Source organism: Streptomyces sp. NPDC001933, assembly GCF_042890955.1.
Classification (GTDB): Bacteria; Actinomycetota; Actinomycetes; order Streptomycetales; family Streptomycetaceae; genus Streptomyces.
Map to the genome: position 1 here is coordinate 362,819 of NZ_JBIASS010000008.1, position 25,781 is coordinate 388,599.

Here is a 25,781-nt window from a genome sequence, read left to right on the forward strand (position 1 = left end):
CGACCCGGGCGCCGGACGGCCGGGCTCGGGCAAACCGCCGACCGGCTACCGGTGGTCGGTCAGGCGTCGATCACCGCCGCCCGCACGCACAGGACGTCCGGCAGATGCGAGGCGAGCTGCTGCCAGCTGTCCCCGTCGTCCGCGCTCGCGTACAGCTCGCCGTTTCGATTGCCGAAATAGACCCCCGCCGGGTCGGCGTCGTCCGTGCAGAGCGCGTCGCGCAGCACTGTGCCGTAGTGCGTCTCCTCGGGCAGGCCCGTCGACAGTGGCTCCCAGGTGCTGCCCGCGTCGGTGGTACGGAACACCCGGCAGCGGTGTTCGGCGGGCACCCGGTCGGCGTCGGCGTTGATCGGGAAGATGTAGGCCGTGTCCGCGCGGTGCGGGTGCGCGGACACGGCGAAGCCGAAGTCCGAGGGCAGTGTCTGCCCGATGTCGGTCCAGTGGTCCCCGGAGTCGTCGCTCCGGAAAACTCCCCAGTGGTTCTGGAGATAGAGCCGGTCGGGATCGACCGCGTCCCTCGCCACCTTGTGGACGCACTGACCGAACTCCGGGTCCGGGTCGGGGAGGAAGACCGCGGACACCCCCTTGTTCGACGGAGCCCAGCTCGCACCGCCGTCCTTGGTGCGGAACACCCCGGCCGTGGAGACCGCGACGGTCACGGCCCTGGCGTCCCTCGGGTCCGTCAGGATGGTGTGCAGCCCCTCGCCGCCCCCGCCGGGCACCCATTGCGAACGCGTTGGGTGCTCCCACAGCGGGCGGACCAGCTCGAAGGACTCCCCGCCGTCCTCCGAACGGAACAGCGCGGCGGGCTCGGTCCCCGCGTACACGACATCGGGTGCCTCGGGGCCCGCCGGATGCAATTGCCAGACCCGCTCCAGCGATGTCCCGGTGAACCGGGGGAACTTCACCGCCGGTTGCTGTGGCTCGACCCAGGTCCTGCCCAGATCGTCGGAATGGATGACCGAGGGACCCCAGTGCGCGCTGTCACCGCCGACCAGGAGGCGTGGGACCCGCCTGCGGGTGTCGATGGCGATCGAATAGACCGCCTGGGCATTGAAATGCGGGCCGTCGAACTCCCATGAGCCGCCGCGCCTGCGGCCGATGAAGAGTCCCTTGCGGGTGCCCACTGTGAGCAGTACGTCGGTCATGGCCGAACCTCCCGAAACGCCGTTGTGTCGGATATCGGCAAGTCTGCACCCGACCACTGACAGAGGGTCGCAGGGCAGCCCTGACACCCGGGCCCTGTTGCTTCCGTGGCCGGCGCGGGTACGGTGCAGCAGGTGTGGAAAGCGCTTGCCGGGCAGCGTGTCGAGCACGTGCCGAGCGCTTGCCGAGCACGTGCCGAGCCGAGACCGAGGAGCAGCTGTGCCGACCTTCGAAGGGTTGCCCGGCGCCGTCGCCGTGTCCCACCTGCGGGTGTACGACTGGCCCACGGCGGACGGCCTGCGCGGAGGGACGCCCCATCTCCACCTCACCTGCTCCGAGGGGTACGTGGTGGTCGGCGGCACGGGCTCGGTGCAGACCCTCACCGCGTCGGGGTTCCGGCAGACACCGCTGGCACCGGGCGCGCTGGTGTGGTTCACGCCGGGCACGATCCACCGGCTCGTCAACGAGGACGGGCTGCGCATCGTCGTTCTTATGGAGAACAGCGGACTGCCGGAGGCGGGCGACGCCGTACTCACCCTGCCCCCTGACCGCCTGGCGGACCCCGATGTCTACCGGGCGTCGGTCGCCCTGCCGGTCGGCGGCCCGGAAGCGGATCAGGAGCGGGCCGCCCGTGCCCGCCGCGATCTCGCCGTGGAGGGCTTTCTCGCCCTGCGCCGGGCCACCGAAGCGGGCGACCCCGAGCCGCTCGCCGCATTCCACCGGGCCGCGGCAGCGCTCGTACGCCCGAGGGCCGAGGACTGGCGCGGGCGCTGGCAGCGGGGAGCCGCCGCCGCTTCAGAGGTGACCGGCGCCCAGCTCGACGCCGTGGCGCGCGGTGACGGCGGTTACCTCGCCGACGCCTGTGTACACGCCGAACAGCCCTCCGCGTACGGAAAGTTCGGCATGTGCGGCCGTCTGGACGTCTACCGGGGCTGACCGGCCCCGGCGACGTCGGAGGCGGCCGAGCGGGTCAGGACCCGGGTCGTGCTGCCGTCCTCCTCCACGGTGTCCCGGACATGCCGGAAACCGATCCGGCCCAGCAGCGTCAGTGACGCGGTGTTGTCGGCGGCCACCGTGGCATGCACCTCGGTGAGCCCGAGCGCGTCGAATCCGTACCCGGTCAGTGCCTGCGCGATCTCCGTGCCGAACCCCTGCCCCCAGGCGGTGGCGGCCAGTGCGTAGACGATCTCGTGGCCGCCCACGTCCGCCGACGGCTTGATCTCCGCATGGCCGACGAACCGCCCCTCGCGCCGGACCGCCCAGACGTCGAACAGATCCTGTGCGTAGACCTTGCTGAAGATCCGCCCGAACAGGGCGCGGTCCTCGGTCTCGCTCCGGGGCCCTTCCCCCATCCAGCGGGATACCCGGGTGTCCTGGAAGAGGGCGATGAAGTCCTCCTCGTCGTCCGGCGTGTACGGCGCCAGGCGCAGGCGTGCGGTGTGCAGGGCGGGGGTCTTCATGGCCGGTGACGCTACGCAGCCTCCCGGGTGGTCCGCAACGCAATAGTCGCAGGCCGGCGCACGCCCTGACCGGCCGGACACGGGATTCGAGAACCGGCCGGACGTAAGGAAAGAATTCGGTCCGAGGGAAGAATTCGGTCGGGCGAAGGAAAGACCGGCCGGGCGAGAGGAAGTGTGGAGCGATGACGAGCGGGATCGAGGACGCCGAGGGGCGTGCGGCAGGCATGGTGGTGAACCCCGTAGGGGCGCGGGTCGGGATCAGGGTCGAAGCGCCCTCGGGGGAGCTGTCGCTGATCTGCACCCCCGCCCGGGCCCGGGAGCTGGCGGCGGCGCTCACCCTCGCGGCGGACGAGGCCGACAGCACGCGGTCGGCGGAGCCCGTCACGGTCAAGGCGCGCGAACTGCGTCGGGGGGACGTACGGGACGGCGACCGGGCCATGACGGTGGACGACGTCAGGGTCGACGGTGCCACCGTCCACGTCACCTGGAAGTCCGGTGCCGGGCGCAGCTGGACCCAGGGCTATGACGCGGACGCCGACATCACGCTCCGAGTAGTACGAGAGGCATCGTAATTTGACGAGCGTCGTAGTACGGGATGTATCGTACTAGCGATTCTTCCGTACCTGTCGAAACGGAGTCCGACGTGAGTGCCCTTTTCGAGCCCTGCACCCTGCGGTCGCTGGTCATCCCCAACCGGGTCTGGATGGCGCCCATGTGCCAGTACAGCGCCGCACCGGACGGGCCCGACCAGGGCGTCGCGACCGACTGGCACTTCGCCCATCTCGCGGCGCGAGCCATCGGCGGCACCGGGCTCATCATCACCGAGGCGACGGCCGTCAGCCCCGAGGGCCGGATCAGCCCCGCCGACCTCGGCATCTGGAACGACACCCAGGTCGCCGCCCTCCGCCGGATCACGTCGTTCATAAAGGGGCAGGGCTCAGTGGCCGGCATCCAGCTCGCGCACGCCGGGCGCAAGGCCTCCACGGCGGCTCCCTGGCTGGGCGGCGAGCCGGTCGGGCCGGAGGCGCACGGCTGGACGCCCGTCGCCCCCAGCCCGCTGCCGTACGACGACGGCCACCCCGTGCCGCACGAGCTGACCGTGGACGGGATCCGGGGCGTCGTCGACCAGTTCCGCGAGGCCGCGCGCCGTGCTCTCGACGCCGGGTTCGAGGTCGCCGAGGTGCACGGCGCCCACGGATACCTCATCGGGCAGTTCCTCTCTCCGCACAGCAACCGGCGCACCGACGAGTACGGCGGCAGCTTCGAGAACCGCAGCCGCCTCGCCCTGGAGATCGTCGACGCGGTGCGTGAGGTCTGGCCGCAGGAGCTGCCTGTCCTCTTCCGGATCTCCGCGACGGACTGGCTCACGGAGAACGACGAGGACGACCGCGAGGGCTGGACGGTCGACGAGACCGTGCGGCTGGCCGCGCAGCTCCAGGCCCACGGGGTCGACCTGCTGGACGTCTCCAGCGGTGGGAACGCCCCGCGCGCCCGCATCGCGACCGGGCCGGGGTACCAGGTCCCCTTCGCCGAGCGGGTCAGGGCCGAGACCTCGCTGCCGGTGGCGGCTGTCGGCCTGATCACCGAGCCGCAGCAGGCCGAGAAGATCATCACCGAGGGGCGGGCCGACGCCGTGCTCCTCGGGCGCGAACTGCTGCGCAGCCCGTCATGGGCCCAGGAGGCGGCTCGTGAACTGGGCGGCGAACTCCGCAAGCCGGAGCAGTACCTCCGCGCGGCCTGAGACCCCGCACCGCCCCGACCGGTCCCCGCACACAGTGATGCGTCACGGGCCCCGGGCCGGGTCGGCTCGCCGGAGCGGACCGAGGCGGTGCGCGTGTCGGTGGGGGAAGGGCCGGTGCGTGCGGTGAAGTTGCCTGGGTGCGACAGGTGCGTAAAGAGGTGCTGCGGCCCTGTCCGGTGGATGTAGAACTACGACGAATCTCGTATTATGAAGTCTCCGACCAAGAAGGATCCCAGCAACCCCAGTAAGTGGAGCCGACGTGACCGCCGCCAGTGCCCCTGCCACGAGTACCGCCGAGGCAGGCGGTCGCGTGCTCGACCACCCCGCGCGGGACGAGATCCGCATCGAGGGGGTGCTCCACGCGCTCTCCGACCCGATGCGACTGCGCATCGTCCGTGAGCTGGCCGCCGCCGACGCCGAACTCACCTGCTCCTGTTTCGAGCTGCCGGTCTCCAAGTCCACCTCCACGCACCACTTCCGGGTGCTGCGCGAGAGTGGGATCGTCCGGCAGATCTACCGTGGCACGGCCAAGATGAACGGGCTGCGGCGAGACGACCTGGACGCGCTGTTCCCCGGGCTCCTCGACAGCGTCCTCGACGCGGCGAACCGGCAGCTCCGGCGCGTCGGCGAGGACCGCTAGGCCGTTTCCTTCGGATCATCTGATCGCTGGTCCCGTGTGTCGTCGACTGGCGCCCCGTGGGCACGCGTCGAGCCGTTGCTGCCGGACCGGACGCCGAAGCGGGGTGGACGCCGGCGTGATCACCGGCAGGTGATCGACGCGATCGCGTTCACCGACACACCAGCGTTCGCCGAGGTCATGGCCCGCTTACGGGTGCCGCGGCCCATCGGCCGGCCCGGGACCGCACCGGACATGATCCTGGCCGACAATGCCTACTGGTCCCGCGCGATCCGTTCCCATCTCCACCGGCGCGGAATCCGGGCCGTGATCCCACAGCCCGCTGGCCAGGCCGCCAACCGCAAACGCCTTGGCGGTTGCGGCGGCAGGCCACCGGTCTTCTACCGCGACGCCCACGAACAACGCAATACGGTCGAGACCGCCACCATCTACCTCGCCGGTCCCCATCTCGCCGCCATCTTCTTCCGGTCAGCGAGATGATCCGAAAGAAGCGTCCTGGGTCTCAGGGTCGACAGAAGTGCGTTTGTAGTGACATGGGTAGGGATAGGGGTCTCCCCCGCCCGCGTAGACAGTTCCGTCCATCTGCAGCTCTCCGCGCTCCAAAAAGAATTGCAGAGTCTGGATGTCGTTGTGATTCCTGAAACGAAGTACCAGATAGGGCGACAGGCCAGGGTCTTTGTTGACCCCATGCCATTTCCCGTCGGACGAACGGCGTGTCACCTGCGCGTCCGGCACGGGGCCGTCCCACTCGACTGGAAAGTCCTTGCTGGAAAAAGTGTAATCGTCACGTAGTCGAACTGTCGGCGATCCGCATTTCCGCTCCCCGTCCCATCGGCCGACCAATTCGGAATGAGTTACGGCCTCTGGAGTGGCGACGGGTTTTTCTGCCCCGCAAGAGGACGGGGCGATTGCCGTCACGGTGGCAGCTGCAAGGCTTGCACTGATGCGAAATATGTCGGATTTCACGCTATCTGCTTCCGGCCGTATTCTGGATGGCGCCCAGTATGCCGGTCGATGATCCGAAAGAGGCGGTCCTTAGCCCCGGGCTCCGTCCCGTGCGGCGTTCAGCAGCCCAGCCCAGTCCGGGATCTTCACCCGCTCCCGCCCCAGTGACCGGCCGAGCGCAGCCTCCGCCCGCTCGATGGACAGCCAGCCGTCCCACTCCACCGGATGCAGCCCCCACGCCCGCAGCGCTGCCACCGGATCGGGTACCGACGGGTGCCCGGCGAGCAGCGGGGCGTCGTCGAGCAGCGAAGCCACCGTCTCCTTGGCACACGAGCGGTTCGAGCCGATCACCCCGGTCGGCCCCCGCTTGATCCACCCGGCGACGTACTCCCCGGGTGACGGCACCCCGTCCCGCAGCACCCGCCCCGCCAGATGCGGCACCGTCCCGCGTACCGGGTCGAAGGGCAGTCCGGGCAGTGGGATCCCCCGGTAGCCGACCGCCCGCAGCACGAGCTGGGCGTCGATGTCCTCGTACGTACCGGCGTCGCGCACACCCCCGCTGCCGTCCGGCACGGTCCGGGCGAACCGGACTCCGGCCACCCGGCCGTCCCGTTCCAGCAGCTCGACGGGGCGGAGGAAGAACCGCAGGTGGATGGTGCGCAGCGGATGCCCGCCGGGGCCCGCGCCCTCGCTGCCGGCCGCGGCCCAGCCGCGCAGGACCTCGACATTGCGCCGGGCCGCCGCCGTCGGGGGCGGTGCGTTCGGCGGTGAGGACAGGGCGGGGGCCTGCTGGGCGGACGGATTCGCGTACGCCGGATCGAGGGCGAGCTCCGTCTCGTCCACCAGGACCCGGGCCTGCGGCAGGCTGCCCAGCTCGCGCAGTTCCTTGGTGGTGAACCTGGCCTGTGACGGTCCGCGTCTGCCCGCCATGTGGATCTCGCGCACCCGGCTGCCCGCCAGTGCGCCGAGCGCACCGTGCGGCACGTCGGTGGGGTGCAGCTCCTGTGCGCTCCGCGCGAGAATCCGTGCCACGTCCACCGCCACGTTGCCGACCCCGATCACCACGGCCGAACGCGCCCGTAGCGGGAAGCCGTCGGCCGCCGCGTCGGGGTGTGCGCTGTACCAGGAGACGAACTCGGTGGCGGAGAAACTGCCGGGCAGATCCTCACCGGGTACGGCGAGCGAACGGTCGGTCGCGGCCCCGACGCAGTAGACCACCGCGTCGTAGAGCTCGCCGAGCCGCTCGGGCGGAATCCCGCCCCCACCCACCTCGACGTTCCCGAGGAAGGTGATCCGCTCGTGCTCCAGGACCGTCCGCAGACTGTTCTGCAGCGACTTGATCTTCTCGTGGTCCGGCGCGACGCCGTAACGCACCAGGCCGTACGGGCAGGGGAGCCGGTCCAGCACATGGACACGGACATCGGGAACCCGGTCCTGCGCGACCAGGGCCTGGGCGGTGTAGACCCCGCTGGGACCGGAGCCGACGACGGCGACACGGAGCACGGCGCACCTCTTCCCGGAGGATGCCTCCAGCATGGCACCGGTGGGCGGAGCGGGGGAGAGGCGCGCCGGGCCGTCGTCAGGACGACATCGTGCGCATTCGGTTGATCTCCACCGTCTGCTGTGCGACTACGTCGCCGGCCATCTCCTCGATCTGCACGTTGTTCCCCTCCGCGAGCACCTCGGTCGCCATCGTGACCGCCCCCTGGTGGTGGGTGATCATCAACTTCAGGAAGAGCCTGTCGAAGGCCGCGCCGTCCGCCGCGCGCAACTTCTTCAGCTGCGCCTCGGTCGCCATTCCGGGCATCGCCGAGTGGTCGTGGGCGGATTCGCGCTTCGCTCCGCCGTTGTGCGTGAGCCACCCCTCCATGGCGCCTATCTCCGGCTTCTGGCCGGCGGTTATGCGCTCGGCGAGCCGTTTGACCGAGGAGGAGCCGGAACGCGACGGGGCCAGTCGGGTCATCTCCAGGGCCTGGGCGTGGTGTTGGATCATCATCTGCGCATAGCGGTGGTCGGCGGAGTTGGGGCGGTCGTCCCCGGCGGCCTTCGCGGCCTCCTCGGCGGAGAGCGTCCTTGCTGGCTCCCCCGGCTTTCCGGGGGCCACCACCGAAGGACCCCCGCCCGCCTGGGCCCTGGTGCGGTTCTCGCCGCCACCCGCATCGCACGCGGCGAGGGCGAGAACGGCCGAAACGGCAACTGCGACAAGAGCGGAGCTACGTACACACATGGTCTGACGGCGGATCAACAAGTGGACCTCCATGGCCATATGGGGTGGTTGCCGACCGTCCTAACACGCTTCCGCGCGGCAGTGATCAGAAACTTTCATTACGTCTCTGTTGCCATCTGTTGGGATCACCATGACAAGGACGATACTGCCGAGGTCCGTGAACCGTTCAACTACGTTCGGATCCATGGGAGGACGCAGTGATTTCGTTGCACACGAGCCCGGTGCGGCGCAGACGGCTGGGCGTGGCGACGGCAGCCGCCGGCCTGCTGGCCACGTTGCTGATGGCCGGACCCGCGGCCGCGACGCCCGACCCCGGGGACCGGGGTGAGGCCCGGACGGGCGTCTCCGCCGCCCAGCAGGCCGAGGCCAAGGCCGCGATCGAGAACGGCGAAGTACCAGGCGTGGACGAGATCGTCCACAGCTCCAACATCACTCATCTGGCCAACGTCCCGAAGGACGCGCTCAAGGGCCTCAACACGGACCTGGCCTTCCAGGGGAAGTACGCCTTCGCCGGAAACTACGACGGTTTCCGGATCTTCGACATCAGCAACCCCAGCGCCCCGAAGACGGTCTCGCAGGTCCTCTGCCCCGGCTCGCAGAACGACATATCGGTCTCGGGCAACCTGCTCTTCCTGTCCACCGACTCCTCGCGCAGCGACAACTCCTGCACCAGCACCACCCAGCCCGCCACGGAGAAGTCCTCCTGGGAGGGCATGAAGGTCTTCGACATCAGCGACAAGCGCAACCCGAAGTACGTCGCCGCCGTCGAGACCGCGTGCGGATCGCACACCCACACGCTGGTTCCCGAGCGCAAGAACGTGTACGTGTACGTCTCCTCGTACTCGCCGAGCGCGACGTTCCCCGACTGTCAGCCGCCGCACGACGGGATCTCCGTCATCAAGGTGCCGCGCAACGCGCCCGAGAAGGCGGCGGTCGTGAACTTCCCGGTGCTCTTCCCGGACGGCGGCAACCCGGGTGCTCCGGACAACCCGGGCGTCTCCAGGACCACCGGCTGCCACGACATCACCGTGCTGCCCTCGAAGGACCTGGCAGCGGGTGCCTGCATGGGCGACGGGCTGCTCTTCTCCATCAAGGACCCGGAGAACCCGAAGATCATCGACCGGGTGCAGGACAATGTGAACTTCGCGTTCTGGCACTCGGCGACGTTCAACCAGACGACGGACAAGGTCGTCTTCACCGATGAGCTCGGCGGCGGTGGCGCGGCCACCTGCAACGAGGAGATCGGCCCGAAGCGCGGCGCCAACGGCATCTACGACATCGTCGGCAAGGGCGACCACCGCAAGCTGGTCTTCCGCAGCTACTTCAAGATCGACCGCCCGCAGGCCGACACCGAGGTCTGCGTCGCCCACAACGGCTCGATCATCCCGGTCAAGGGCCGCGACCTGATGGTCCAGGCCTGGTACCAGGGCGGGGTGTCGGTCTGGGACTTCACCGACTCGTCGAAGCCGAAGGAGATCGGCTACTTCGAGCGCGGCCCGGTCAGCACCGACGCCGTCACCACGGCCGGCCCCTGGTCGGCGTACTACTACAACGGCTACATCTACTCCAACGACATCGCCAAGGGCTTCGACGTCCTGAAGCTCGACGACCGGCGGACCGACCCGGCGAAGCGGGTGCGGCTGGACGAGCTCAACGTGCAGACCCAGCCTGACTACTTCGACCGCTGACCCACCGGATCCACTGCCTGACCGGATCCACTGCCTGACCGGATCCACTACCCGACCGGATCCTCTGCACGACTGGATCCACCACCCGACCGGAACCTCCACCCGGCCGGATCCACCGCGAAACAGAAGGAGTCCCGCAGGGCGGATCCACCGCCCTGCGGGACAGCGCGGTTCGGGACACCGCCCTGCGGGGCACTGCGGCGCGGGACGGCGCGGTGCTAGGCGGCGGACCTGTCGCCGCCGCTCGTCGCAGCGGCCCACTCCACCAGCAGGCGCTGGTACTGCTCCTCGTCCTCGGGGGACAGGCAGCCGCCCGAGCGCTGCCACAACTCACGGATCTCTTTGTTCACCACGGCGGCGGTGCGCGTGGAGTCGGAGGAGCACGGAGAACGGGACATGCATACAGGCTAAGGCCACGATGTGACAATCAGACCCATTGGGCGTCAGGGACATCTCTCACATGTCTGTCAGGCAACGCCCGGCACCAGTCCGAGCGTCCGCAGTCCGTCGGGCCGCTCCGCCACCGGCAGATGGTGGACAAACCGCACGTCACAGCCCAGTGCGGCGGCACCGCCGTCCGCGTTGCGGTCGTCGCCGACCATCACCACGTCCGCCGGATCCAGCCCGAGATTTGTGCAGGCGATGTGGAAGAGTCGTGAGTCCGGCTTCTGGACGCCGTGCTCGTACGACAGCACATAGGTGTCGATCAGGGGGTCCAGACCGTGCGCCCGGAAGACCGGCCGCAGGTCCCAGCCGATGTTGCTGACCACACCGATCCGGATTCCGCTGTCGTGCAGCGCGCCGAGCACCTCCGCCGCGTCCGGATACGGCTCCCAGGCGGCCGGTGTCCGATGCCGCTCGTACAGCGCGTCGTACAGCCCGGGATCCGGCAGGGCCACCTGCCGGGCCAGCCCGGTGTACGCCTCCCGGTGGAGTTCCGCGCTTTCGTCACGGGTGGCGTACGCGGCGGCGAGCCGGGCGGGGACGTGCCGGGGAGGCGGGCCGCCCGGCAGTGCCCCGGCGGCCTCCAGCCCGCCCGCGTACCGTTCGAAGTCGGCCGCGCCCACTGTCACCCCCTGCTCGGCGAGGACCGCGCGCAGCCAGGACCGGACGGACTCGATACGGAAGAGAGTCCCGGAGAAGTCGAAGAGCACACCCTTGATCTGCATGGCTGCGATCCTCCCCGGCACGGGGGCGGCTCGACAAGGCGGGTCGCCCGGTGCCGGGGGAGGGCGGGACGCGGCCGGTCGGGGCCGGCTCAGGAACGGCCGGGCGCCCGGGGCCCGCCGCGCCGCTCGTACCGGGCGAATCCGGCGATCGCGAAGGCGACCAGGGACACCCCCAGCAGCCAGCCGGTCAGTACGTCGCTCAGCCAGTGCACGCCCAGGTAGAGGCGGGTCAGGCCCACCCCGACGACCGAGACGCACGCCACGACCAGCGCCGTCCGCCACAACCGGGGCCCGACGCCGTACCGGTGCAGCAGCCACAGCAGCAGGCCGCAGCTCACCGTCGCCGTCATCGCGTGACCGGACGGGAACGCCGCGTAATGCGCCGAATCCACCGGGTCCGGCCACTGCGGCCGCTCCCGGCCGACCGCGGACTTCAGCCCCTGCTGCACCAGAGTGCCCAGCACGCTCGTCGCCGCGACCCACACCGCGAGCAGCCGCTCCCCGCGCCACCACAGCGCCACCACCGCCACCGTGATCAGGGCGCGCATGGTCCACGGATCCCAGGCCCAGTCGGTCAGGATCCGGTTGGCGTGGACCAGGCCGGGTTCGGCCACCGCCCTGCGGTGCAGGGCGTCCGCGACGGTACGGTCCAGCGTCATCAGCGGTGACCAGCTCACGGCGACGAGGACCAGTACGACCAGTGCGAGAAGCGCGCAGACCGCACCCGTTTTGAACGGTGTGACACGGGAACGCCTACGGACCGGCGGGGGGAGCTGCGTGGACGGCATGGGGCGATCTTCGCGGAAGGCCGGCGGCCCTGGCTATCGCAGCGCGCTGAGTCCTGGAACGAAGGCCACCAGAAGCGGGACCACCGGCACCAGCGCGGCCGCAGCGGTCAGCCGGAGCCGACGGCCCGCGGTGAGCCGGTCTGCCGGGGTCAGCAACCGGTTCACCCGCAGTGGCAACTGTGCGTCCGGCGCCGGGCAGGGGCCGAACACGCCCCGGTCCTCGTTGAGTTCCACCAGGGCCAGTGCGATCGTCAGTCGTCCGAAGCGCTTCGACGCCACGTCGTCCGCGGCCAGTTCGACCAGCCTGTGCATCTCGTCGCGGAACGCCGCGAACACAGGTACCTGCGGGAACCCGGCCGCCAGCGCGCCGGAGCAGTGCAGCAGCCAGTCGTGCCGTGCGTTGGCGTGCCCCTGCTCATGGGCCAGCACCGCGTCCAGCTGACGGCCTTTCAGGCGCCTGAGTGCCGTGGTGGTGATGACCAGTTGAGGTGCGGAGCCCGGCAGCCACCAGGCGTCCGGACGCTCGCCCTCCAGCACGACGAGACGTCCGCTGCCGGGCTTCTCGCCCGGCATCAGCGGGGCACGCACCAGGAGTTCGGCGCGCCGCTGCCTGCGACGCACCTGGGCCCGGTGGATCTCCCGGGTCAGCATCACCGCCGACCACAGCCCGCCGAGCGCCAGCAGCACGGCCATGGCAGCGGACCAACGGCCGTGCCCGCCCAACGCGTAGGCCTCCACCACCGCGTGCGGCGCCGACGCGAACACATGCCCGCGCACCGCCTGCCAGGCGGCGGCCGCGCTGAACGTCATGGAGAGCGCGAAGGAGAGCAGCACCCCGGCCACCACGCACTGCCACACCCACAGCGCCACGACGGGCTCGCGCTCCGGCCACCGGGCCCTGGCCATCAGCCGCGGGGTCAGGACGGCAGCCAGTGCACCGAGCAGCAGCAGTGCGAGGGAGACCAACATGACGTCAGCCTATGGGGGTGCGGTACCCACGGGTATGGCTGTGCGCGGCAAGTGACGCAGACCACGGTTTGACCGGCCGACTGTCTCACAGAGCGAGCAGCATCGCGAACATGGCCATCCCCATCGTCAGCCGGCAGGCGAGCGCCATCTCGGGCCGCGTGGTCCAGGAGCCGCCGGCCGGGCCACCGCCCGCCGGGACGGGGGCGGAGGCCACGGGTATCAGCCGGGCCCCCGACCGCAGCACGTACACCGCGTAGTAGGCGAGCAGCAGCCCGGTCAGCACAGGGACGCCCCCGGCCGCCGCGACCCCGTGTCCCAGGTGTCCGCAGTGCGCCGCAGCGCCGCCGCCCGGTGCCATCGTCAGGGCCATGTAGACCATCGCCGAGGACCCTACGAGATGGTGCAGATGGTGTCCGCTGCGCCGCGAGAACCACAGCGCGCGCAACGAGGCGGCCCCGAACAGCGCCGCGTACACCGCCCATGCCCACGCGGGGGGTGTCACGACGGCCGCCGGCACCGCCATGGCGGCCATGCCGAACCCCATCAGCGCCTCCGCGCGCGCGGTCCTGCGCCCCTCCCCGGTCTCGCCGCGGGTGCGCAGCAGGCAGTACGCACCCGTCGTCGCGCACAACGCCATCAGCAGCCAGCCCGACATCGCCGATCCGTGCACAGCGCACCTCCCCCTGGCAGTACGACGCGGTCCCCCTGGTCGATGCCCGGACAAGGACCGTCGTACGCGGCGCACTGAAGTACAAGGGGAGCGCGCGGCAGGAGCGTTTTTCCCGCCGCGCGCTGCGTTCTTCGTCCTCCGGCCAGCCGATTCGCCCCCCGTCAGCCGAGAGTGAGGGACTTGAAGGCGCGTGCCTGCTCGGTGATGGCCCGCTCCGTGGGCAGCCGTTCCATGGAAGAGGCGCCGAAGAAACCGGCGATCCCCGAGGTGTGCTCCAGGACGTAACGGGCGTCCTCCGGTTCGGCGATCGGGCCGCCGTGGCAGAGCACGACGATGTCGGGATTGACGCGCTTCGCGGCGTCGTGCATCTCCTGCACGGCGGCGGCGGCCTGATCGAGCGTGAGCGCGGTCGAGGCGCCGATGGACCCCTTGGTGGTCAGCCCGACGTGCGGTACGAGGACATCGGCACCCGCCCGCGCCATTTCGGCGGCCTGATCGGGGTCGAACACATAGGGCGCGGTGAGCAGATCGCGTTCGTGGGCCTGGCGGATCATGTCGATCTCCAGACCGAAGCCCATGCCGGTCTCCTCCAGGTTCTCGCGGAACCTGCCGTCGTAGAGCCCGACGGTGGGGAAGTTCTGCACGCCGGTGAAGCCGATGGCCTTCAACTCGTCGAGGAAGTTGCCCATGATCCGGAACGGGTCGGTGCCGCACACCCCGGCGAGCACGGGGACGTCCCGCACCACGGGCAGGACCTCGCCCGCCATGTCGAGCACGATGGCGTTGGCGTCGCCGTACGGCAGCAGGCCCGCCAGCGAGCCCCGCCCGGCCATCCGGTACCGGCCGGAGTTGTAGATGATCAGCAGGTCGACGCCGCCGGCCTCCGCGCACTTGGCGGACAGGCCGGTGCCTGCGCCCGCGCCTATGACGGCCTTGCCTGCTGCGACCTGCTCGGTCAGGCGCGACAGGGCTTGGTTGCGGTTCACGGATGGACTCCTGATTCGGTCGGTGGGTTTCTCGCCGCTGAGACGAGCGGATGCGAGGCTCAGACGTTCGGGTGCGAACGTTGCTGGGTGCTGATCAGCTGGTGGAGGTGGTCGGCGGCGGCGACGCCGAACGACGTGTCGTTGAGATGTGCGCCGATCTCGCGCAGATCGACGGCGCTGCCCCGCAGGGCGGCGCGCAGGGCGGCCAGCCCGGCCGCGTCGGCCTCCGGATCGTGGAACGGCCCGCCCTTGGCGTCCACGGCGGAGATGCCGCCCAGCGGCCAGAGGACCGCGGTCGGGCCGTGCGCCGAGGACAGCTTCTGCCCCATGGAGGCGCCGAGTCCGGTCATCTCCTCGGCCGTGGTGCGCATCAGCGTGACGGTGGGGTTGTGCACGAGCAGCCGGCGATCCGCGAAGCGTTCCGGAACGGTGTCGGCGGGGCCGAAGTTGACCATGTCCAGCGCGCCGGGCGCGACCACCTGAGGCACGCCGGCCCGGCCCGCCGCGGTGAGCCGGTCGGGGCCCGCGCTCAGTACGCCGCCGACCAGTTCGTCCGCGAGCTCGGTGGTCGTCAGGTCCAGGACACCCGCGAGGAACCCGCCCGAGGCGAGCTTCTCCAGCGCCCGGCCGCCCGCACCGGTGGCGTGAAAAACCAGGACCTCGTAGCCCAGCTCGTCCAGCCGCCTGCGGGCGGCGTCGACCGCGGGCGTGGTGACGCCGAACATGCTGGCGCCGATCAGCGGGCGCCCCTGGGGCCGCGACTCGTTCAGGCTCCGCTCGTGGTGGATGGCCATGCCGGCCGCCGCAGCCACCGCGTTGCCCATGATCTGCGAGGACACCGAATTGATGCCCGCCACGTCGACGACGCTGTACATCATGGTGATGTCGCTGCTGCCCACGTACGGCGACACGTCCCCGCCGGCCATGGTGGACACAAGCACCTTCGGGACGCCGATGGGCAGCGCCTGCATGGCACGCGCGGCGATGAACGACCCGCCGCTCCCGGCCACCGCCAGCACCGCGTGCAGCTGCCCCTCGCGGTGCAGATCACCGACGATCCGCTCGACCCCGTCGGCCATGGCGGACACCGCCGCACCGCGGTCCCCGCCGGCGCGCAGCGCCTCCAGACCGTGCCCGGCGCGGCGCGCGACGGCCGCCGCGTCGATGTCACCCGTGACCGTGCCCGCCGGCGACGGCATCACCCCGGCATCGACGAGCACCACGTCGCAGCCCGCTTCGCGGAGCCGCGCCGCGAGCCACTCGTACTCCGCCCCCTTGGTGTCCAACGTCCCGACGAGCACCACGGTCGCCATGTTCCTGCTCCTTTGCAACGGCGTTCTCCCGATCATGTGCGAGCCGTCGGAGGGCGGCAAAGACCACTTGGGGGCAATTGGCCTGCGGCGGGCGATGACGAGCGCGCGGACCGCAGATGATGGGGGGATGGACCGCATTCCTCCCACCCGGCTGTCCCGTCTGCTCACCGGGTGGTCCAAGGACGGCACGGGCGCGATGCCGCGACTGCTGGCCGAGGCGCTGCGCGAGCTGGCGCAGCGCGGCGACGTGGCACCGGGCACGGTGCTGCCCTCCCAGCGCGCCCTGGCGACGGCGCTGGGCGTCAGCCGCTCCACGGTGACGGCCGCGTACGGACTGCTGGAGGCCGAGGGGTGGCTGGAGAGCCGGCAGGGCAGCGGCTCCCGGCTGCGGGGTTCCGGCGCGGTGGGCGAGCCGGCGACCGAGGGGCGGCTGGCCAGCTTCGGGACCAGGGACGGCGGCATCGACCTGTCCAGCGGGGCGCTGGACGGCCTGCCCGCGGTCGCGGCGGCCGTCGGTGACCTGTCCGCCGGTGACCTCACCGCCGCGCTGGCCGGCGACGGGTACCTCCCGTACGGGCTGCCCGAACTCCGCGAGGGGATCGCCGAGTACCACCGCTCGGCCGGCCTGCCGACCTCTGCGGAACAGATCCTGGTGACCGCCGGATCCCAGCAGGCCGTCTGGCTGATCATCCAGGGCCTGGTCGAACCCGGTGACACGGTGATCGTGGAGGACCCCACCTACCGCGGCGCACTCGAAGCGCTGCGCGGCCGAGGCGCCCGGCTCGTCCCGCTGCCCGCGGGCGGGGCGCACGGCGCCCACGCACTGGCCCGGCTGGCCGGCCACGTCCGGCCGCGCCTCGTCTATCTGCAACCGTCCGTCCACAACCCCACCGGACGCCGCATGGACGAGCCCACCCGCCGCGCCTGGGCCGCCGTACTGGCCGAACAGGGCCTCTACGTGGTGGAGGACAACGCCTACGCCGAACTGTCTTTGCTCGACGACGCCGCGCCCCGCTCCCTCGCCGGCCTGCTGCCGCCCGCCGCCACGGCCACCGTGGGCACCCTGTCCAAGCTCTTCTGGGGCGGCCTCCGGCTGGGCTGGATCAGGGCCTCCACCACCGTGATCCGGCGCCTGGCCGACATCAAGAGGTCCGTCGACCTGTCGTGCCCGGTGGTGGATCAGATGCTGGCCGTGAAGCTGCTGGGGCAACTGCCCGAGGCCCGCGCCCGGCGCCGCTCCCGGCTGCGCGAACGTCTGGCGGAGACCGAACGGCTGCTGCGCGAGCAGCGGACCGGCTGGCGGTGGGAGCGCCCCGCCGGTGGCTCCGCCCTCTGGGTGGAGATCCCGGGCGCCGACGCCGAAGCCACCGCCCAGCTGGCCCGCCGCGCGGGCGTACTGATCGTCCCCGGTCCGGCCTTCTCCGCCGTGGACGGCTTCCGCCACCACGTGCGACTTCCGTTCGCCGACGACGACGGTGGCCTTGCGAAGGCCCTGCCCGTGCTCGTCGACTGCGCGCGGCGCAGCAGCGCCCCGCACTGACGGCGCCGGCGCGCCGGCTCAGGGGCGATACCGCAGCGGATGGTCAGCAGGGATCTCCACCATCACGATCCGGTGCCCGTCCGGATCCCGGATCCACATCTCGATCAGCCCCCACGGCTCGCGAACCGGCTCCCGCAGCACCTCGACGCCGCGGGACGACAACTCCTCGTGCGCCGCCAGCACGTCCGCGACCTGCATCCACAGTTGCAGGCCGGGCACCGGCGGCTCGGCGGCGCGTCCGGACACCTCCAGGAAGCCGCCGCCGAGGAAGTAGACCGTGCCCCGCTCGGGGCCGGTGCCGAACTCCCGGTAGACGGGCAGCCCGAGGGACTGGCCGTAGAAGACGCGGGACCGTTCGGGATCGGCCGGGCGCAACAGGATCCGGCTGCTCAGCACATGAACCATGCGCCCGAATCTAGTTCGGGACAGCCGGGTTACGCTGCTCCGGCACGGCCACAGCACAGAAACGGAGAGCCACGCCCATGGACACCGCCCCCGCCCAGGACCCGGGACAGCTGACCTTCCGTGACGCCGCCGACGCCGATGTGCCCGCGCTGGTGACGCTGATCGAGTCGGCGTACCGCGGGGACTCCAGCCGGTCGGGCTGGACCACCGAGGCGGACATCCTGCAGGGGCAGCGGACGGACCCGGACGGTGTGCGTCAGGTCCTCGAAGCGCCCGGCAGCCGACTGCTCGTGGTGGAGCGCGACGGCGGGATCGTCGCCTGCTGCCAGCTCGAACACCGCGGCGACGCCGCCTACTTCGGGATGTTCGCGGTCCGTCCCGGACTGCAGGGGGCGGGGCTCGGCAAGGTGATCATCGCCGAGGCCGAGCGCAACGTCCGGGAGAGCTGGGGCGTGAGCGAGATGCACATGACCGTGATCTCGGTGCGCGAGGAGCTGATCGCCTGGTACGAGCGGCGCGGCTACCGCCGTACGGGAGAGCTCAGCCCGTTCCCGTACGGCGACGAGCGCTTCGGCATTCCGCAGCGTGACGACCTCGCCTTCGAGCTGCTGGTCAAGGACCTCGTCTGACCGGGACCGCGATCAGGCGGTGAAGCGGCCGGCGCGGCGGATCTCCGGGTGGTCGGTGGTCGCGCCGTCCAGCCGCAGGGCGCGTGCCAGCCGCAGATGGTCCTGGGTGTTCACCACCCAGCCGATGACCTTCAGCCCCTCGGCGTGCGCCTGTTCGGCCACTTCCAGGGTGAGGCGGCGGATGTTCAGCGCGAGCGTCGCCGCCCCCACCGCCTTCGCCCGGTCCACCACATCGCCCTGCCAGCGGCTGGCGATGAGCACGGTCCGTACCCCCGGCACCAGCCGGGCGATCTCGGCCACCGCCTCGTCGTGGAACGAGGACACCTCGACCCGGTCGACGAGATCGCGTCGCAGCATCACCTCGGCCAGCGCGCGGGCCGCCGCCGCGTCCTTGATCTCGGCCTGCACGGGGGACCGCACGGCGTCGAGCACCTCCTCGAAGACCGGCACCCGCTCGCCCTGTCCGGCATCGAGTTCCCGCAGCTCGGACAGGGTCTTCTCGTTGATCGGCCCGGTGCCGTCGGTCGTACGGTCCACATCGGCGTCGTGCATGACGGCCAGCGCGCCGTCCTTGCTCAGATGAAGGTCCAGCTCGATCACGTCCATTCCGGCCCGTTCCGCGTGGATGAACGAGCGCAGGGTGTTCTCCGGCTCGACACCCATCACTCCGCGATGTCCGATGGTGAGAAAAGACAAGGCAACCCGCTTCCGTCGACGGCGTCTCCCCCGTGCGGTTCCTACCCACGGGACACTGCGGCATACGGCGATCCGGCAGTCCCGACCCCACTGGGGGAGCGGTGAAGGGGCGGACACCCCCTAAAAACTCCAGTGCGCGCCCAGCCGACGGAAGTAGCCGCCGAGAACGTTCCGCACAGGAAGAATCGCGGTGACCGTGGGGGGCGGCAGGATAATTTTCTGGACCCCACTTGTCTCAAGGAACCGCACATGGATACGGTTGCTTAACGCGAGGTTCTCCTGTGGAGGAAGTGTTATGACGGAAATTCTTGTGCAGGAAGCTGCTGCGGGCGGCATAGCCACGGATCGGAGGGTGGTCGATCATCCCGCCTGGCCCGCACTCAAGAATGCTGTGGAGGAGATCCGTCCCTGGCAGTCGAAGGACGGTTCCATCGACTTCGAGGCCGAGGGTGCGCCGTCCCCCGAGGCCGCACGGTCGACGCTGGACCGTGTGATCGCCGCGGTCGAGGAGCTCTCCCCGCTGCTGCCGCACGACGCCGCGTACCACCGCGCCCTCGCCGCGGACCTGCGCCGCTGGGCCGCGGACGGCTTCGGCGTACCGGACTTCCTGGACTCGCTGCTCGCCTTCCAGCCGGCCAAGGACCGCGCCGACGGTCTGCAGCACCTGGCCGTCTTCGCGATGTACACGCAGAACGGCAACCCGGACCGCAACCTCGAAGCGGTCGTGCTGCGGATGGTCTGGCCCGAGTGGCTGGCCGAGCTCGAAGCCACCCGCTACGACAACCCGCTGTTCTGCGGCATCACCTTCGAGGACTTCACCTCGGGTTACGACACCAACTCCGCCGTGCTCTTCCCGGAGACCATCGCCGTGCGCGAGGCCCCCGAGCGCTTCAGCTGGGGCGGCATCTTCTGCGACCGCGAGGCGGCCCGCTTCCGCCGGGTCACCGAGGCATCGGTCGAGCTGCTCGGGGTCGAGCTGCCCGACGACATCCGGGAGATGGTCGCCGACCAGCAGCGCTGCGAGCAGGCGTTCGTCCTCTGGGACATGGTCCACGACCGCACCCACAGCCACGGCGACCTGCCCTTCGACCCGTTCATGATCAAGCAGCGCCAGCCGTTCTGGATGTACGGCCTGGAGGAGCTCCGCTGCGACCTCACCGCCTTCAAGGAGGCGGTGAAGCTGGAGGCCGAGGGCAACGCGCACGGCCGTGACGTCCAGTACGCCGTCCTCTTCGACCGGATGTTCCGCTTCCCCGTCACCGGCGAGCGCGTCCGCAACTACGACGGCCTCGGCGGCCAGCTGCTCTTCGCGTACCTCCACAAGCACGACGTGGTCCGCTGGACCGACAACACGCTGAAGATCGACTGGGACCGCGCCCCGCAGATCACCAACCAGCTCTGCGCCGAGATCGAGAAGCTCTACCGCGACGGCATCGACCGCCCCAAGCTGGTCCACTGGTTCGCCGCGTACGACCTGGTCTCGACCTACCTCGCCCCGCACCCGGGCTCCCGCTGGGCCAAGGGCCCGGACGCGCTGGACCTGTCGCAGCCGCCCCGTAAGCTCGTCGACGATGTGCTTCCTGACGAGTTTCCCCTGAGCATGTTCTATGAGGCGCTCTCCAAGAAGCTGAAGAACGTGATCGCCTCGACCAAGGGGATCACCGCCGCGGATGCCGAGCGGGCAGCCGCGTGAGCGCCGGGTCTGAGGAGGCGGTGGCCATGAACGGAAACGGCAGGGGCAACGGGAGCGGTGCTCTCGAAGGTGCCGTGGTCGCGGTGGCCGGGGCCGCGGGCCCGGCCGGGCGGGCCGCACTGATGAGGCTCGCCGAGGCCGGTGCGACGGTCGTCGCCTCCGACGCGGACGCCGCCCGCCTGGCCGAGGCGGTCGACGCCGCGCGTTACGGCCACGGCGGCGCCACCGTCACCGGCGACACGGTCGATCTGCTGGACCTCGGTGCCGCCCGTGAATGGGCGGACAAGACCGAGAAGGAATTCGGCCGGATCGACGGCCTGGTCCACCTCGTCGGCGGCTGGCGCGGCAGCGCGAGCTTCGCCGAGACCGACCTCGCCGACTGGAACCTGCTGGAGAAGCTGCTGATCCGTACGGTCCAGCACACCTCGCTCGCCTTCCAGGAGGGTCTCCAGCGCAGCGACCGGGGCCGCTACGTGCTGATCAGCGCGGCCGGGGCGTCCAAGCCCACCGCGGGAAACGCCGCCTACGCCGCGTCGAAGGCGGCGGCCGAGGCCTGGACGCTCGCGCTCGCGGACGCGTTCCGCAAGGCGGGGGGCGACGAAGGGCCCAGGACCGCGGCTGCGATCCTGATCGTCAAGGCACTGGTGCACGACGCGATGCGCGCCGAGCGCCCCAATGCGAAGTTCGCGGGCTTCACCGACGTCAAGGAGCTGGCAGATGCCATCGCCGGCGTCTGGGACCGGCCCGCCCCGGAAGTGAACGGAAAGCGCCTGTGGCTGACCCCACAACCGTAAGGACCGACGCGCGGCGCCACCACGACCCGCAGATCCGCGGTTTCGCCAGCGACAACTACGCGGGCACCCACCCGGAGATCCTCGCGGCCCTCGCCCTCGCCAACGGCGGTCACCAGATCGCCTACGGCGAGGACGAGTACACCGAGCACCTCCAGCGCGTCATGCACAGCCACTTCGGCCCCACCGCCGAAGCCTTCCCGGTCTTCAACGGCACCGGTGCCAACGTCGTCTCCCTCCAGGCGATGACCGACCGCTGGGGCGCGGTGATCTGCGCCGAGTCCGCCCACATCAACGTGGACGAGGGCGGCGCGCCGGAGCGGGTGGGCGGCCTCAAGCTGCTCACCGTGCCCACCCCGGACGGCAAGCTCACCCCCGAGCTCATCGACCGGCAGGCATACGGCTGGGACGACGAGCACCGTGCCATGCCGCAGGTCGTCTCGATCGCCCAGAACACCGAGCTGGGCACGGTCTACACACCCGACGAGATCCGTGCCATCTGCGACCACGCCCACGGACACGGCATGAAGGTCCATCTGGACGGGGCCCGGATAGCCAACGCCGCGGCGTCGCTGGACGTGCCGATGCGTACGTTCACCAACACCGTCGGCGTCGATGTGCTGTCCTTCGGCGGTACGAAGAACGGGGCGATCTTCGGCGAGGCCGTGGTCGTCCTGAACCCGGACGCCGTCCGCGCCATGAAGCACCTGCGCAAGCTGTCGATGCAGCTCGCATCGAAGATGCGCTTCGTCTCCGTACAGCTGGAGGCGCTGCTCGCCGGGGACCTCTGGCTGCGCAACGCCCGGCACGCCAACGCGATGGCCCAGCGGCTCGCCGATGGCGTGCGGACGGTGGACGGTGTGGAGATCCTCCACCCCGTCCAGGCCAACGCCGTCTTCGCCCGGCTGCCCCACGAGGTGAGTGAGCGGCTGCAGAAGCGCTTCCGCTTCTACTTCTGGGACGAGGCGGCCGGCGATGTCCGCTGGATGTGCGCCTTCGACACGAGGGAGGACGACGTCGACGCGTTCGTCCTCGCCCTGAAGGAAGAGATGGCGAAGTAGCCAAAAATTGATAGTGATTGCATAGGTATGCGGTCGAACGGAAAATCATTGACTCCCGGTCGGCCGCACATCTACGCTCGGCGCCCATGGAACTGATCCAGCAGGTCCCTGAACTCTCCGCCTATCTGGCCGCCGACGAGGTCATCGACCACGAGCACCCGCTGGTGCGGGAGACGGTCGCCGAGCTCCGTGGTGACACCACGGACGCATATGCATACGCTTCCGCCGCCTACGCCTTTGTGCGCGACACCATTGCGCACTCAGCCGATTCCGGCGACATGCGGGTCACCTGGCGAGCCTCCGACGTCCTCGCGACGCGGAACGGCATCTGCCACTCCAAGTCCCACGCCCTGGCCGCCCTCCTGCGCGCGGCAGGCGTCCCGACCGCTCTCTGCTACCAGGCCCTCGCCGACGACGACGGGGGGCCCGGTCCCGTGCACGGGCTGATCGCGATCCGGCTGCCCGGCCATGACGGCTGGTACCGCCAGGACGCCCGCGGCAACAAGCCCGGCGTCGACGCGCAGTTCTCGCTCGACGAGGAGCGGCTGGCCTGGCCTGTCCGCCCCGAGATCGGCGAGGTGGACTACCCGCTCCTGTACGCGGCCCCGCATCCGGCGGTGCTGCACGGCCTGCGGTCCGCCGAAGACCGCCCGCAGCTGTGGCGCACTCTTCCCACGGCGCTCTGAGCCGGAGAAACGACGCGCCGGGCCGGCGACACGGCACTCGGAGCCGGAAAGGCGTCACTCCGGGCAGCGGATCGACGCCCGCTTCCCGGAGTGACGTTTCGGCCGCGTCAGCTCCTCTCCCGCACCTCGGCGGGGGTCGGGGCCGTACCGCCGAGGTGGGCGGGGACCCACCAGGTGTCGCTCGCGTCCTTCGGGCGCACGGGATAGGCGCGCTGGGCCGCCTCCAGGAGCTCCTGGACCCGCTCCCGCAGCCGCCGCGTGATCGCGCCCGCGTACTGGTCGGCGGGTGCCTCCACGGGCTCGCCGACCCGGATCGTCACCGGCACGTGATTGCGCTTGAGATTGCGCGGCCGGCCCTTGGTCCACAGTCGCTGCGTCCCCCACAGCGCCATCGGGATCAGCGGTACGCCGGCCTCCTGGGCCAGCCGGGCGGCACCCGACTTGAAGCTTTTCAGCGTGAACGACTCCGAGATGGTGGCCTCGGGGAACACACCGACGATCTCGCCGGCGCGCAGCGAGGCGAGCGCGTGCGCATACGCGTCCTCGCCCTGCTTGCGGTCGACGGGGATGTGCTTCATTCCGCGCATCAGCGGTCCCGAGATCTTGTGCCGGAAGACCGACTCCTTCGCCATGAAGCGGACCAGCCGCTTCTGCGGCAGGGCCGCGAGCCCGGTGAAGATGAAGTCCAGATAGCTGATGTGGTTGCTCACCAGTACCGCGCCACCGGTCTTCGGGATGTGCTCGGAACCCTGAGTGTCGATCTTCAGGTCAAGCGCCTTGAAAAACGTACGAGCGGCGCCGATGACCGGCCGATAGACGAGTTCTGCCATCTGGGGAAGACCCTTCTTCAGCGCCTGAGGAGGGTTCTCCCGGCGGAAGTTACGCAGCCGTAGGTTTGCGGCATTGCGCCGATCGTGCCCCATGCGCGACGCGGTGGCCAGTCTCCGAGGGCTCGGGGCGCGAGATTCTCGTCACGTGGAACCTCCGGGAATGTCTCGCGGGCCGGTGGCGCTGACCTCTTGCGATGAGCTCTGACAGGAGGCCGAAGGTGGACGGGCAGACGTGTGGAGAGCCGCTGGACGCGGCCCGGCTCGGCGCCGAACTGGGGGAGCGGGCCACCCTCGTGCAGTTCTCCAGCGCGTTCTGTCAGCCCTGCCGGGCCACCCGTCGGACCCTCGCCGAGGTGGCGCGCATGGTGGACGGCGTGGCCCATGTGGAGATCGACGCCGAGGCGCATCTCACCCTCGTGCGGGAGCTGGAGATCAGCCGCACGCCGACCGTGCTGGTCCTCGACGCGGCCGGCCGGATCGTCCGACGGGCCGTCGGACAGCCGCGCACCGTCGACGTGGTCGCCGCTCTGGGGCGGGCGATGTGACGGACAGTGATACATCTCCCACATCGCGGAACGGCCTTGACTGCACTGGCCATGCATCGTCAGTCTGACGCTATGCCGCCGGAAGTCCTTCTCTACGGCCGGGTCCACGTGGATCTCGCCCGCAACGCGAGTGCGCGCTGTCCGGGTGCCTGAGCAACCACGGCCCCGTAAGCCACTTCCGCAGAAGGACATGTCCATGACGGCATCGCCCGAGCTCGGCACCACCCGCACGGCCTCTCCCGAGCTGCTCCGCTCGGTCTTCCGGCAACACGCCGCCGGCGTGGCAGTGATCACCGCCGCAGGTGACCGCCCGGTCGGCTTCACCGCCACCTCCCTCAACTCCGTGGCCGCCGAGCCACCGCTGATCTCCTTCGGGGTCGGCACCTCGTCCTCCAGCTGGCCGGTCCTGGCCGAGGCCGAGCACATCGGCGTCCACATACTCGGCGAGCACCAGCAGGAGCTGGCCGCCACATTCGCCCGCAGCGGCGCCGACCGCTTCGGCCCGTCCACCTATTGGCGCAGTGGGCCCGAAGGAGTGCCGGTGCTCGACGGCGTACTGGCGTGGCTGGTCTGCCGCGTGGTCGCCCGCGTCCCGGCCGGGGACCACCGGATCGTGATCGCACAGGCAGTGGTCGGGGATCCGGCCGGAGGCGGCCGTCCGCTGATCTATCACCAGGGCCGTTTCAACGCGCTGCGGGACTGACTCCGCCCAGGCGCCACACGGGGTGCCGTACGTTGGGCATATCACAGTTCCGAGCGCTTGCTCATGGGTGAGCCGCTGGGTGTACTGGCTAGTAATATTTCCGGTCGAGGCGTCGGTCGCCCCGACCGGAAACCGCCCCATCAGGCGCCTATGCTGCGTGCAACAAGGCAGCCCGGAAATGACGATGCAGTAGGAGAGCCGGCGTGAGCTTGAGGATCGTTGTCTGTGTGAAGTACGTGCCCGACGCCACCGGTGACCGGCATTTCGCCGATGACCTGACGGTGGACCGTGAGGATGTGGACGGTCTGCTGTCGGAGCTCGATGAGTACGCGGTGGAGCAGGCGTTGCAGATCGCGGACGAGGCCGACGATGCGGAGGTCACCGTGTTGACGGTGGGTCCGGAGGATGCCAAGGACGCGTTGCGCAAGGCGTTGTCGATGGGTGCGGACAAGGCGGTTCATGT

Annotated in this window: 28 protein-coding genes and 1 pseudogene; 15 read left to right on the plus strand and 14 right to left on the minus strand. The window is 70.4% G+C overall.

Annotated elements, in window-relative coordinates; all coding sequences use genetic code 11:
- Nucleotides 1–59: 59 nt before the first annotated feature.
- The gene (locus ACFYY7_RS22005; RefSeq protein WP_388663687.1) at nucleotides 60–1,148 is read right to left on the minus strand and encodes a WD40/YVTN/BNR-like repeat-containing protein; all 1,089 of its coding nucleotides are present in this window, start codon (nucleotides 1,146–1,148) and stop codon (nucleotides 60–62) included.
- A 217-nt stretch (nucleotides 1,149–1,365) separates the two neighbouring features.
- Here ACFYY7_RS22005 and ACFYY7_RS22010 point away from each other — a divergent pair, with 217 nt between their 5' ends.
- Nucleotides 1,366–2,082, plus strand: coding sequence for a cupin domain-containing protein (locus ACFYY7_RS22010; RefSeq protein WP_388663689.1), 717 nt, complete (start codon nucleotides 1,366–1,368; stop codon nucleotides 2,080–2,082).
- On the opposite strand, the gene ACFYY7_RS22015 is transcribed toward ACFYY7_RS22010, so the two are convergent.
- A complete protein-coding gene (locus ACFYY7_RS22015; RefSeq protein ID WP_388663691.1) occupies nucleotides 2,070–2,606 on the minus strand; it encodes a GNAT family N-acetyltransferase in 537 nt (178 codons plus the stop codon). The genes ACFYY7_RS22010 and ACFYY7_RS22015 overlap by 13 nt on opposite strands.
- 182 nt (nucleotides 2,607–2,788) lie before the next feature.
- On the opposite strand from ACFYY7_RS22015, the gene ACFYY7_RS22020 reads away from it, so the two are divergent.
- From ACFYY7_RS22020 to ACFYY7_RS22035, 4 genes and pseudogenes are all read left to right on the plus strand, one after another.
- Complete coding sequence (locus ACFYY7_RS22020; RefSeq protein ID WP_388663693.1) at nucleotides 2,789–3,178, plus strand: hypothetical protein; 390 nt, start codon at nucleotides 2,789–2,791, stop codon at nucleotides 3,176–3,178.
- A 71-nt stretch (nucleotides 3,179–3,249) separates the two neighbouring features.
- Complete coding sequence (locus ACFYY7_RS22025) at nucleotides 3,250–4,347, plus strand: NADH:flavin oxidoreductase/NADH oxidase (protein ID WP_388663695.1); 1,098 nt, start codon at nucleotides 3,250–3,252, stop codon at nucleotides 4,345–4,347.
- Between the two features lie 259 nt (nucleotides 4,348–4,606).
- A complete protein-coding gene (locus tag ACFYY7_RS22030) occupies nucleotides 4,607–4,987 on the plus strand; it encodes an ArsR/SmtB family transcription factor (RefSeq protein ID WP_388663696.1) in 381 nt (126 codons plus the stop codon).
- Between the two features lie 153 nt (nucleotides 4,988–5,140).
- Nucleotides 5,141–5,401: pseudogene (locus ACFYY7_RS22035) on the plus strand (IS5/IS1182 family transposase); the annotation flags it as partial.
- A 618-nt stretch (nucleotides 5,402–6,019) separates the two neighbouring features.
- Here ACFYY7_RS22035 and ACFYY7_RS22040 read toward each other — a convergent pair.
- Nucleotides 6,020–7,432 (minus strand): FAD-dependent oxidoreductase, encoded by a 1,413-nt coding sequence (locus tag ACFYY7_RS22040; protein ID WP_388663698.1) that lies wholly within the window; start codon nucleotides 7,430–7,432, stop codon nucleotides 6,020–6,022.
- 76 nt (nucleotides 7,433–7,508) lie between these two features.
- The gene (locus ACFYY7_RS22045) at nucleotides 7,509–8,195 is read right to left on the minus strand and encodes a DUF305 domain-containing protein (protein WP_388663700.1); all 687 of its coding nucleotides are present in this window, start codon (nucleotides 8,193–8,195) and stop codon (nucleotides 7,509–7,511) included.
- Between the two features lie 158 nt (nucleotides 8,196–8,353).
- Here ACFYY7_RS22045 and ACFYY7_RS22050 point away from each other — a divergent pair, with 158 nt between their 5' ends.
- Nucleotides 8,354–9,844, plus strand: a complete 1,491-nt coding sequence (locus ACFYY7_RS22050; RefSeq protein WP_388663702.1) for an LVIVD repeat-containing protein — start codon at nucleotides 8,354–8,356, stop codon at nucleotides 9,842–9,844.
- Nucleotides 9,845–10,062: 218 nt separating this feature from the next.
- On the opposite strand, the gene ACFYY7_RS22055 is transcribed toward ACFYY7_RS22050, so the two are convergent.
- From ACFYY7_RS22055 to ACFYY7_RS22085, 7 genes are all read right to left on the minus strand, one after another.
- The gene (locus ACFYY7_RS22055; protein ID WP_376632900.1) at nucleotides 10,063–10,242 is read right to left on the minus strand and encodes a hypothetical protein; all 180 of its coding nucleotides are present in this window, start codon (nucleotides 10,240–10,242) and stop codon (nucleotides 10,063–10,065) included.
- A gap of 69 nt (nucleotides 10,243–10,311) precedes the next feature.
- Nucleotides 10,312–11,013, minus strand: a complete 702-nt coding sequence (locus ACFYY7_RS22060) for an HAD family hydrolase (protein WP_388663704.1) — start codon at nucleotides 11,011–11,013, stop codon at nucleotides 10,312–10,314.
- A gap of 89 nt (nucleotides 11,014–11,102) precedes the next feature.
- Nucleotides 11,103–11,801 (minus strand): phosphatase PAP2 family protein, encoded by a 699-nt coding sequence (locus ACFYY7_RS22065; RefSeq protein ID WP_388663705.1) that lies wholly within the window; start codon nucleotides 11,799–11,801, stop codon nucleotides 11,103–11,105.
- Between the two features lie 33 nt (nucleotides 11,802–11,834).
- Nucleotides 11,835–12,770 (minus strand): M56 family metallopeptidase, encoded by a 936-nt coding sequence (locus ACFYY7_RS22070; protein ID WP_388663706.1) that lies wholly within the window; start codon nucleotides 12,768–12,770, stop codon nucleotides 11,835–11,837.
- A gap of 85 nt (nucleotides 12,771–12,855) precedes the next feature.
- On the minus strand, nucleotides 12,856–13,440 hold the full coding sequence (locus ACFYY7_RS22075; protein WP_388663707.1) for a DUF5134 domain-containing protein: 585 nt from the start codon (nucleotides 13,438–13,440) through the stop codon (nucleotides 12,856–12,858).
- A 161-nt stretch (nucleotides 13,441–13,601) separates the two neighbouring features.
- The gene (locus ACFYY7_RS22080; RefSeq protein WP_388663709.1) at nucleotides 13,602–14,426 is read right to left on the minus strand and encodes a phosphoenolpyruvate hydrolase family protein; all 825 of its coding nucleotides are present in this window, start codon (nucleotides 14,424–14,426) and stop codon (nucleotides 13,602–13,604) included.
- Nucleotides 14,427–14,485: 59 nt separating this feature from the next.
- Nucleotides 14,486–15,739, minus strand: a complete 1,254-nt coding sequence (locus ACFYY7_RS22085; RefSeq protein ID WP_388663710.1) for a Tm-1-like ATP-binding domain-containing protein — start codon at nucleotides 15,737–15,739, stop codon at nucleotides 14,486–14,488.
- Between the two features lie 127 nt (nucleotides 15,740–15,866).
- On the opposite strand from ACFYY7_RS22085, the gene ACFYY7_RS22090 reads away from it, so the two are divergent.
- Nucleotides 15,867–17,279 carry a PLP-dependent aminotransferase family protein gene (locus ACFYY7_RS22090; protein WP_388663711.1) on the plus strand — a complete coding sequence of 471 codons (1,413 nt, stop codon included), beginning with the start codon at nucleotides 15,867–15,869 and terminating at the stop codon, nucleotides 17,277–17,279.
- 18 nt (nucleotides 17,280–17,297) lie between these two features.
- Here ACFYY7_RS22090 and ACFYY7_RS22095 read toward each other — a convergent pair whose 3' ends face one another.
- Entirely contained in the window at nucleotides 17,298–17,684 is a 387-nt protein-coding gene (locus ACFYY7_RS22095) for a VOC family protein (protein ID WP_388663713.1), read from the minus strand.
- A gap of 77 nt (nucleotides 17,685–17,761) precedes the next feature.
- Between ACFYY7_RS22095 and ACFYY7_RS22100 the strand changes: the two genes are divergently transcribed.
- A complete protein-coding gene (locus tag ACFYY7_RS22100; protein ID WP_388663714.1) occupies nucleotides 17,762–18,313 on the plus strand; it encodes a GNAT family N-acetyltransferase in 552 nt (183 codons plus the stop codon).
- Nucleotides 18,314–18,325: 12 nt separating this feature from the next.
- Here the strand turns inward: ACFYY7_RS22100 and ACFYY7_RS22105 are convergent, their stop codons facing one another.
- Nucleotides 18,326–18,976, minus strand: a complete 651-nt coding sequence (locus tag ACFYY7_RS22105; RefSeq protein WP_388663716.1) for a glycerophosphodiester phosphodiesterase — start codon at nucleotides 18,974–18,976, stop codon at nucleotides 18,326–18,328.
- 328 nt (nucleotides 18,977–19,304) lie between these two features.
- On the opposite strand from ACFYY7_RS22105, the gene ACFYY7_RS22110 reads away from it, so the two are divergent.
- The 4 genes from ACFYY7_RS22110 (at nucleotide 19,305) to ACFYY7_RS22125 (ending at nucleotide 23,240) form a co-directional block, all read left to right on the plus strand.
- The gene (locus ACFYY7_RS22110; RefSeq protein ID WP_388663718.1) at nucleotides 19,305–20,702 is read left to right on the plus strand and encodes a DUF6421 family protein; all 1,398 of its coding nucleotides are present in this window, start codon (nucleotides 19,305–19,307) and stop codon (nucleotides 20,700–20,702) included.
- Nucleotides 20,703–20,728: 26 nt separating this feature from the next.
- Entirely contained in the window at nucleotides 20,729–21,496 is a 768-nt protein-coding gene (locus ACFYY7_RS22115) for an SDR family NAD(P)-dependent oxidoreductase (RefSeq protein ID WP_388663719.1), read from the plus strand.
- Nucleotides 21,475–22,554, plus strand: a complete 1,080-nt coding sequence (locus ACFYY7_RS22120) for a threonine aldolase family protein (RefSeq protein WP_388663721.1) — start codon at nucleotides 21,475–21,477, stop codon at nucleotides 22,552–22,554. The genes ACFYY7_RS22115 and ACFYY7_RS22120 overlap by 22 nt, the downstream gene beginning before the upstream one ends.
- Nucleotides 22,555–22,640: 86 nt before the next feature.
- A complete protein-coding gene (locus ACFYY7_RS22125) occupies nucleotides 22,641–23,240 on the plus strand; it encodes a transglutaminase domain-containing protein (protein ID WP_388663723.1) in 600 nt (199 codons plus the stop codon).
- Between the two features lie 107 nt (nucleotides 23,241–23,347).
- Here ACFYY7_RS22125 and ACFYY7_RS22130 read toward each other — a convergent pair whose 3' ends face one another.
- On the minus strand, nucleotides 23,348–24,070 hold the full coding sequence (locus tag ACFYY7_RS22130; protein WP_266735051.1) for a 1-acyl-sn-glycerol-3-phosphate acyltransferase: 723 nt from the start codon (nucleotides 24,068–24,070) through the stop codon (nucleotides 23,348–23,350).
- A 194-nt stretch (nucleotides 24,071–24,264) separates the two neighbouring features.
- Between ACFYY7_RS22130 and ACFYY7_RS22135 the strand changes: the two genes are divergently transcribed.
- From ACFYY7_RS22135 to ACFYY7_RS22145, 3 genes are all read left to right on the plus strand, one after another.
- A complete protein-coding gene (locus tag ACFYY7_RS22135) occupies nucleotides 24,265–24,615 on the plus strand; it encodes a TlpA family protein disulfide reductase (RefSeq protein WP_388663725.1) in 351 nt (116 codons plus the stop codon).
- Nucleotides 24,616–24,811: 196 nt separating this feature from the next.
- Nucleotides 24,812–25,318, plus strand: coding sequence for a flavin reductase family protein (locus tag ACFYY7_RS22140; protein WP_388663727.1), 507 nt, complete (start codon nucleotides 24,812–24,814; stop codon nucleotides 25,316–25,318).
- A 203-nt stretch (nucleotides 25,319–25,521) separates the two neighbouring features.
- On the plus strand, nucleotides 25,522–25,781 hold a 260-nt coding region (locus tag ACFYY7_RS22145), incomplete at its 3' end, for an electron transfer flavoprotein subunit beta/FixA family protein (protein ID WP_388663729.1).